This is a genomic window from Facilibium subflavum (assembly GCF_003574485.1).
GTDB lineage: Bacteria > Pseudomonadota > Gammaproteobacteria > Francisellales > Francisellaceae > Facilibium > Facilibium subflavum.
The window spans coordinates 1-508 of sequence record NZ_QLIT01000211.1; the positions used below are offsets into that span (position 1 = coordinate 1).

Annotated in this window: 1 protein-coding gene; it reads right to left on the reverse strand. The window is 34.6% G+C overall.

The genetic code is table 11. From position 1 onward, the window contains the following. Position 1 precedes the first annotated feature (1 nt). Positions 2-397 (reverse strand): hypothetical protein, encoded by a 396-nt coding sequence (locus tag DNK84_RS11525; RefSeq protein ID WP_119344648.1) that lies wholly within the window; start codon positions 395-397, stop codon positions 2-4. Positions 398-508 lie beyond the last annotated feature (111 nt).

The window sequence follows — 508 nt, forward strand, 5'->3', positions numbered from 1 at the left end:
ATTAGATGCGTTTACCCTGTGTCTGTAAAGCAGGTGCTTGATCTAAATAACTTTTTGCGCTAAATAATTTAATTGTCTGTTCAAGTTGCGCATACTTTTTCCAGATTTCATTATCTAGATATCGCTCGTAGCTATTGTCTAATACAATAATTTCCATATTTTTAATTAAGCTACGTATGTACTCAGGTGAAACGTCAAAATAAGGAAACGTAAAAGTTGTAACTTCAATTTCTGGTACTTCAGAAACGCTCTTGGCTAATAATGGTAAACAAAAAAAGGTAAACCCATATGATGTTGCAAGTGGCAAATAAATCTTTAATTTTGAAGAAGTTGAGTTTTGATCAGAGAATATATTCTGGCTGGACTGCAACAATCTAAAAGCACCCGACTTTGACACTTTTGAATGTGAAAGCCTTATTTTATAAGGATTCCTTCAAAACCCAGGGCACTACATTGAGTTATCCACAATAACAAAAGGTGTGCTTGCTAAAGACAGTAGCATGGGTGG